General features: G+C 72.8%; 7 protein-coding genes. 3 read left to right on the top strand and 4 right to left on the bottom strand.

The features are described from left to right. Positions 1-117 precede the first annotated feature (117 nt). Positions 118-870 carry a YqjF family protein gene (locus J7I94_RS36295; RefSeq protein WP_215174378.1) on the top strand — a complete coding sequence of 251 codons (753 nt, stop codon included), beginning with the start codon at positions 118-120 and terminating at the stop codon, positions 868-870. Positions 871-948: 78 nt separating this feature from the next. On the opposite strand, the gene J7I94_RS36290 is transcribed toward J7I94_RS36295, so the two are convergent. Then, the gene (locus J7I94_RS36290; RefSeq protein WP_215174376.1) at positions 949-1,461 is read right to left on the bottom strand and encodes an ATP-binding protein; all 513 of its coding nucleotides are present in this window, start codon (positions 1,459-1,461) and stop codon (positions 949-951) included. Positions 1,462-2,025: 564 nt separating this feature from the next. Here J7I94_RS36290 and J7I94_RS36285 point away from each other — a divergent pair. Beyond that, positions 2,026-2,904 carry an SDR family oxidoreductase gene (locus J7I94_RS36285; protein ID WP_215174373.1) on the top strand — a complete coding sequence of 293 codons (879 nt, stop codon included), beginning with the start codon at positions 2,026-2,028 and terminating at the stop codon, positions 2,902-2,904. Between the two features lie 18 nt (positions 2,905-2,922). On the opposite strand, the gene J7I94_RS36280 is transcribed toward J7I94_RS36285, so the two are convergent. Then, positions 2,923-3,360, bottom strand: coding sequence for a nuclear transport factor 2 family protein (locus tag J7I94_RS36280; RefSeq protein ID WP_251076258.1), 438 nt, complete (start codon positions 3,358-3,360; stop codon positions 2,923-2,925). Positions 3,361-3,499: 139 nt separating this feature from the next. On the opposite strand from J7I94_RS36280, the gene J7I94_RS36275 reads away from it, so the two are divergent. Further along, positions 3,500-3,685: a hypothetical protein gene (locus tag J7I94_RS36275; protein ID WP_215174371.1), complete on the top strand. Its 186-nt coding sequence runs from the start codon at positions 3,500-3,502 to the stop codon at positions 3,683-3,685. A 124-nt stretch (positions 3,686-3,809) separates the two neighbouring features. Here J7I94_RS36275 and J7I94_RS36270 read toward each other — a convergent pair whose 3' ends face one another. Both J7I94_RS36270 and J7I94_RS36265 read right to left on the bottom strand, forming a co-directional pair. Beyond that, a complete protein-coding gene (locus J7I94_RS36270; protein WP_215174369.1) occupies positions 3,810-5,288 on the bottom strand; it encodes a sialate:H+ symport family MFS transporter in 1,479 nt (492 codons plus the stop codon). Positions 5,289-5,312: 24 nt separating this feature from the next. Further along, positions 5,313-6,242, bottom strand: a complete 930-nt coding sequence (locus J7I94_RS36265) for a dihydrodipicolinate synthase family protein (RefSeq protein ID WP_215174367.1) — start codon at positions 6,240-6,242, stop codon at positions 5,313-5,315. Positions 6,243-6,314 lie beyond the last annotated feature (72 nt).

Raw genomic sequence — 6,314 nt, 5'->3', positions numbered from 1 at the left:
GTACCTCATGACGGCACTCCCCCCTGCGACGGCTGCTCGGGAGTAGTCGTTTCCACGTACACCTGGCGCTAAGCCTCGTCCCGGTCCGGGTACCGGCCGCTCTGCCATGCTGGAAGCGTGCACAAGCCCGCCGCCATCACTCCCGACGCCCCCGTCAGCGTCCCTCTCCCACTGCTCACCCAGCAGTGGCTCGACCTCTGTTTTCTGCACTGGGCCGTCGAGCCGGAGCTGGTGGCGCCGCTGCTGCCGCACGGGACGGTTCCCGACACCCACGACGGGGTCACCTACGCCGGTCTCGTCGCCTTCCGTATGCACCGGGTCGGCTGGCTCGGGCTGCCCGGCGTGCCGTACCTGGGTTCGTTCCCGGAGACGAACGTACGGCTGTACTCGGTCGACGCCCACGGCCGGCGCGGGGTCGTCTTCCGGTCGATGGACGCCGCGCGGCTGCTGCCCGTGGTGATGGGCCGGGCCGGCTTCCGGCTGCCGTACCTGTGGTCCCGGATGCGGGTCCGCACCGCCGGCGACGTCGTCACGTACAGCAGCGCGCGCCGCTGGCCGGGGCCGCGCGGCGCGTTCAGCCGTATCGCCGTACGGAAGGGCGAACGCGTCGAGGAGCCCACGGAGTTGGAGCACTTCCTCACCGCCCGCTGGGGCATGCACAACGCGTTCTTCCGCGGGGCGGCGTATCTGCCCAGCGTTCACCCCCGCTGGCCCCTGTACCGGGCCGAGTTGCTCAGGTGCGAGGAGAACCTGCTGGCCACGGGCGGCCTGCCGGCACCCCAGGGGCCGCCGGTGAGTGTGCTGTACTCCCCCGGCGTACCGGTCCGCTTCGGCCGGCCGGCGCGGCCGGCCGGCATTCCCACGCCCTGAAGGGCGTCGGAGGTGCCGCGTGGCCGGCCGCGGACGACCGCCTCCAGGGACGCCGGTTCTTCCCGGCCGGCACGCCGGTCACCGCTCACCGCCCCCGTCGCCCTCGGCGCGCGGCATCCGCTCGACGCCGCCGCGCGGTTCGTCGGTGAGCCGCACCGTGGCCGTCGTCCTCTTGCCCACCGGTTCCCGGTACACCCCGAAGTCCTGGGAGACGGCCATGACGATCTCCAGTCCGTGCTGGCCGACCCGGGCCGGGTCGGCGGACCGTGCCACCGGCAGGCCCGGGTCGCTGTCGCGGACCGTGATCTCCACCAGGCCGCCGACCAGTTCGAGGCCGACCAGGGCCGGACCGGACGTGTGCTTGCAGGCGTTCGTCAGCAGTTCGCTGACCACCAGCTGCACCGCTTGCGCGGCGCGGTCGGGCACCCGGTACCCGTGGTCCTCCTCCAGCCGGGCCAGGAAGGCACGTGCCATCTCCCGCGCCCGCGCGATGTCGCCCGGCACACCCTCGTACGCCGCCGACATCCAGACCAGCCCGTCCTGGAGCCGGTCGTCGTTCTGGGCAGCCTCGTCCTGGGCAGCTTTGTTCATCCGATCCGCCCGCTTCCTGAGCTCTGACCGCTACGGCAGCCGTCTACCCAGAAAAGTCCGGAACCATCAGCCCCAGGCCGCCCCCGGTCACCCCCGTGCGGAGACGAACCCCCTCACTCGCCGGTCAGGAGGCCGCGCGGCCGGACGGGCGGGGGCGCGCCGCCCGGGCCAGGTTGTTGTAGACGCGTCTGAGGTGTTTGGCCGCGGGACAGGGCGCCGCGTCCGCGCGGCACTGGCGGCAGGTGCGCTGATGAGACTCGTATTCCTCGCGCGCCTGCTCAAGAGGCTGGCTTAAAGACTGCATGCGGGACTCCTGGGGGAAGGGGAGACACCGCGGACCACACGCGACGGGACCTCGGGGGCCGCGGCAAGGGGGTAACGGCCTCGGAAGTTGCCTGAGGCTCTCACCTCGAATGATGATCTTGTTACTCCTGGTACGGCAAGGCGCGGCCGGTCACATGGCGGTCACGACGCCGCAGCGGCGCCGCCCGTCCCTCCAGACCGGCTCGTTTCCCCTGGTCCGGCGCGGGAACCCGGGCCCCTCCACGAGGAAGGAGCCGTACCGTGAACCAGCCGCAGCACCCCGCCCACCGGCATCCGCAGCCCGAGTTCCCGGCCCAGGACCAGCCCCATCCCGGCTGGACCGGGCCCATGGACCCGCCACCGGACCACGGTGAGGAGTCCTACCGGGGCAGCGGGCGGCTCGACGGCCGCAAGGCCGTGATCACCGGAGGGGACTCGGGGATCGGCCGGGCGGTGGCACTGGCCTTCGCCCGCGAGGGAGCCGACGTGCTCTTCACCCACCTGGACGAGGAGAAGGACGACGCCGCGGAGACCGCCCGGTGGGTCGAGGACGCCGGGCGCCGCGCGGTCCCCGTCTCCTGCGACATCCGTGAGGAGGCCGAGTGCCGGTCCCTCGTGGACCGTGCCGTCGACGCGTTCGGCCGCATCGACATCCTGGTGAACAACGCGGCGTACCAGATGGCGCGGCCCGAGGGCATCGAGACGATCCCGACGGAGCAGTTCGACCGGGTGATGCGCACCAACCTCTACGGCATGTTCTGGCTGTCGAAGTTCGCGCTGCCGCACATCCCCGCGGGCGGCAGCATCATCAACTCCGCGTCCGTGCAGGCGTACAAGCCCAGTCCTCATCTGCTCGACTACGCGATGACGAAGGGGGCCATCGTCACCTTCACCCAGGGGCTGGCCCAGATGGTGATCGACCGCGGTGTGCGGGTCAACGCCGTCGCCCCCGGACCGGTGTGGACCCCGCTGATCCCCGCGACGCTGCCGGACACCGCCGAGTTCGGCAAGCAGGCCCCCATCGGCAGGCCGGCCCAGCCGGCCGAGATGGCTCCCGCGTACGTCTTCCTGGCCTCGCCGGAAGCGTCGTACATCACCGCCGAGATCGTGAACGCGACGGGCGGCACGCCGCTGCCGTGACCGGTCCGCGCGCGTCCGTCAGGCGGGCGTCTGTCCCCGGAGCTGTACCACGCCCAGCCCGTCCATGTAGTCCCGGACATGGGTGAGGAGTCCGTCCTTGACGCGCAGGACCAGCAGGCCCGGCACGGTGAAGGCGGCGCCGCCGGAGGGCGGTGAGACCACCACGACGTGTTCCGCGACGATCACGCCCGGGGTGACGGTCTCGTGGACGGTGACGTCCGTGATCTCCTGCACGCGTACCGGGCTGGCGCCCCAGGCCGCCCGGTAGCCCTCGCGCACCGCTTCCCGGCCCTCGAGACGCGGCGGGAAGCCGGGGCTGGTGAAGGGGAACTCGTGCACCGCGTCGACGGCGTACAGACCGGCCAGGTCGTCCGGCGACTTGTCCCGCATGGCCTGGTGGTAGTCGGCCAGCACCTCGCGAGGGGTGCGGACGGACCGCGGCGTCGTATCTGACAAGGTGACCACCCCACCGGCTCGGCGAGCATTGGTTCGCGACGATAGGTCGGCCCCGCGCCCCGGTCAACAGGACGCCCGTCCTCGGTGACCCGCCGCCTGGCAGGATGGCGGTGATCACATCGAGGCAAGGGGGACGGCCGTGGCCGTACTGGTTCTGTCGGGAATACTCGTACTCGTCGTCGCGGGCTGCGCCTGTGTCGTGTGGGCCGCGCGGGGCGGTCCGCGGTGGGCGCGGGCGGTGGCCTCGGTGACCCTGGCGGCGGGCGAGCTGGTGCGGCACTCGGGCGGGACGAAGTCGGGCAGGCAGGGCGACTCGGACGACTGACGGCTGACGCCCGCACCGCTCCGGGCACGCCCGGGGGCCGTTGGCGGTACACACGCGGTCGGGCCCCGTCCGTGGCGGAGCGGTGCGGGCGCGCTTCCCGCCGGGGACTCCGGTCCGGAGACCGTCACTGCCGCACGCCGGTCCGGGTCCCCTCCTCCCCCCGCCGCGGGCCCGCCTCGGTGACGAGGTGGTCCGGTACGGCTTCGGGGTCGATCAGCCGGTTGAGCCGGCCGGGGACGTCGAAGCCGATCAGCACGATCACCACCAGGGTCAGTCCGAAGGTGAGCACCGCGAGCGCCTGGCCCAGGGGCATCCCGGATGCGAGCCGGGCGCCCAGCACCGGGGCCACCGCGCCGCCCAGCGCGCCCACGTTGTAGGTGAACCCCAGGGACGCGGCCCTCGTCTCGGTCGGGAAGTGCCCGGCGATGTACTTGGGCAGCAGCCCGGAGATGCCCTGCATACAGGCGAGCATCAGGAAGAGCAGCAGTCCCAGGACGACCGGGCTGTCCCGGACCGCGAAGACGGGGAACACGAACGCCGTCCCGGCCAGCAGGGTCCAGCCGTACGTCCTGCGGGTGCCGAACCGGTCGCCGAGGAAGCCGGCCGCGATACAGCCGGCCATGGTGCCGAACCCGGCGAAGTAGAGCGCGTCGCTGACCTGTTGCGGGGTGAAGCCGAGTTCGGTCTTGAGGTAGGTGGGCAGCAGGGCCTGCACCGGCCAGCTGTAGAGGAACGCGCAGAACACGGTGGCGCACAGCGCGACGAACAGCAGCCACCGCTTCCGTCCGCCCAGTTGCACGGCGAACGCGGTCAGACAGCCCGCGGCGACGACCGACAGCACGGGCACCAGGCCCGCTCCGACCGGGGTGAACACCGCGAAGAGCGACCCCGTGGCGACGGCCACCAGGACGGTGTTGACCGCGGCCCGGCGCCGCCCGGCGAACAGCGGCCGGAAGGGGTTCGGCCGCTCGGCGGCGGCCCCCACCCGCTCCTCCCAGTCGTCGGCCTCGGGCAGGGCCCGGCGCACCCACAGGGCGACGGCCACGGGCAGCAGGCCGATGTAGAACAGCCAGCGCCAGCCGTGGACGGGCACCACGTGCTCGTAGACCTCGGCGGCCAGGACACCGCCCAGCGAGAAGCCGGAGATCAGGAAGCCCGAGGCCCGGTTGCGCAGCCGGGCCGGCCAGCTCTCCAGGACGTAGGTGGCGCTGGCGCTGTACTCCCCCGCCATGCCCATGCCGATCAGCAGCCGGGCGGTGAACAGACTGGTGTAGTCCCACGCGAAGCCGCACGCGAAGGTGCCGACGGAGTACAGCAGGATGCTGGCCACCATGGCGCTCTTGCGGCCGAACCGGTCACCGAGGGCACCGAGCAGCGCGCCGCCGAGCCAGCGGGTGATGAAGGCGCCGGAGACCAGGCTCGCGGACTCCACGGCACTCAGGCCGAAGTCGTCGGCGATCTCGGTCAGGACCAGGGTGATCAGGATGAAGTCGAAGCCGTCCAGGAGGTATCCGATCCAGGCGGCGAAGAAGGACTTCCACTTCTGCCGGGTGATCTCCCGGTACCAGGGAGCGGAAGCGGCGGGGGTGCGCGCGGACTTCATGGCGGCTCCGATGCGGGGTCGGCGTCACAGGAGACCGGCGGCGACGAGGCAGGCGCGGACGCGGTCCACGGCCGGCTCGTCGAGCGGGACCTGCGGCGCGGCGGTGGCGGGGCAGTCGATGAGGCCGAGCAGGTGCGCCGCGGCCTTGAAGCCGCCGAGCGCGGAGGAACCGGCGCCCATCCGGGCCGGGTCACCCGCCTCGGTGAGCGCGAACAGGGCGGCCAGCCGGTCCTGTTCGGCCCTGGCACGGTCCCAGTCCCCGGCGGTGGCGGCCTCGTGGAGGCGTACGAAGCCGCGGGCGTCCACGTTGCCGAGGCCCGGCACGACACCGTCCGCGCCCGCCAGCAGGGCGCCGTCCGCGGTGAGTTCCGAGCCGGTGAGCACGGAGAAGCCGGACGTACGGCGGCGCGGGTCGAGCAGCAGCCGGCGCAGGGAGCCCTCGTCGCCGCTGGAGTCCTTGAGCCCGGCGAGGGTGCCGTCGGCGGCGAGGCCGAGCACCACCTCGCGGGGCAGCTTGGTGTGGACGGCGACCGGGATGTCGTAGGCGAACAGCGGCCGGCCGGCGGCGGCGCGGACGCGCCGGTAGTGGCCGGCGATCTCGGCGGGGTGGGTGCGGGCGTAGAAGGGGGCCGTGGCGACCAGCGCGTCGGCGCCCGCCCGGACGGCGTCGGCGGCCCGCTCCAGCACCCGGGGCGTGGTCGTCTCGATGACCCCGGCCAGCACGGGGACACGTCCCGCCACGGCGTCCACGCCCGTCTCCAGGACGGTACGCCGCTGGGCGTCGGTGAGGTATGCGGCCTCACCGCTGGAACCGAGCAGGAACACGCCGTGGACCCCGGCCCCGATCAGGTGACCGATGAGCCGGCGCAGCGAGGCGGTGTCCACCTCCCCCGTCGGGGTCAGCGGGGTGAGGACCGGGGGGATGACGCCTCGCAGGGGCGCGGGAAGAGGCATGGGTGCTCCAGGTCGTACATATCCCCGCGAAGGGGACGTAGGACGTCCTACGTCCTGTAGAGTCAGACACGG

It is taken from the genome of Streptomyces sp. ISL-12 (assembly GCF_018614415.1).
Lineage (GTDB): Bacteria > Actinomycetota > Actinomycetes > Streptomycetales > Streptomycetaceae > Streptomyces.
The sequence above is the reverse complement of the archived record's forward strand: the minus strand, read 5'-3'. Positions and strand labels throughout refer to the sequence as shown.

Excerpts from the sequence above, each read along its gene's own strand:
- J7I94_RS36265 (WP_215174367.1), bottom strand. The coding sequence starts at position 6,242 with ATGCCTCTTCCCGCGCCCCTGCGAGGCGTCATCCCCCCGGTCCTCACC.
- J7I94_RS36270 (WP_215174369.1), bottom strand. The coding sequence starts at position 5,288 with ATGAAGTCCGCGCGCACCCCCGCCGCTTCCGCTCCCTGGTACCGGGAG.
- J7I94_RS36290 (WP_215174376.1), bottom strand. The coding sequence starts at position 1,461 with ATGAACAAAGCTGCCCAGGACGAGGCTGCCCAGAACGACGACCGGCTC.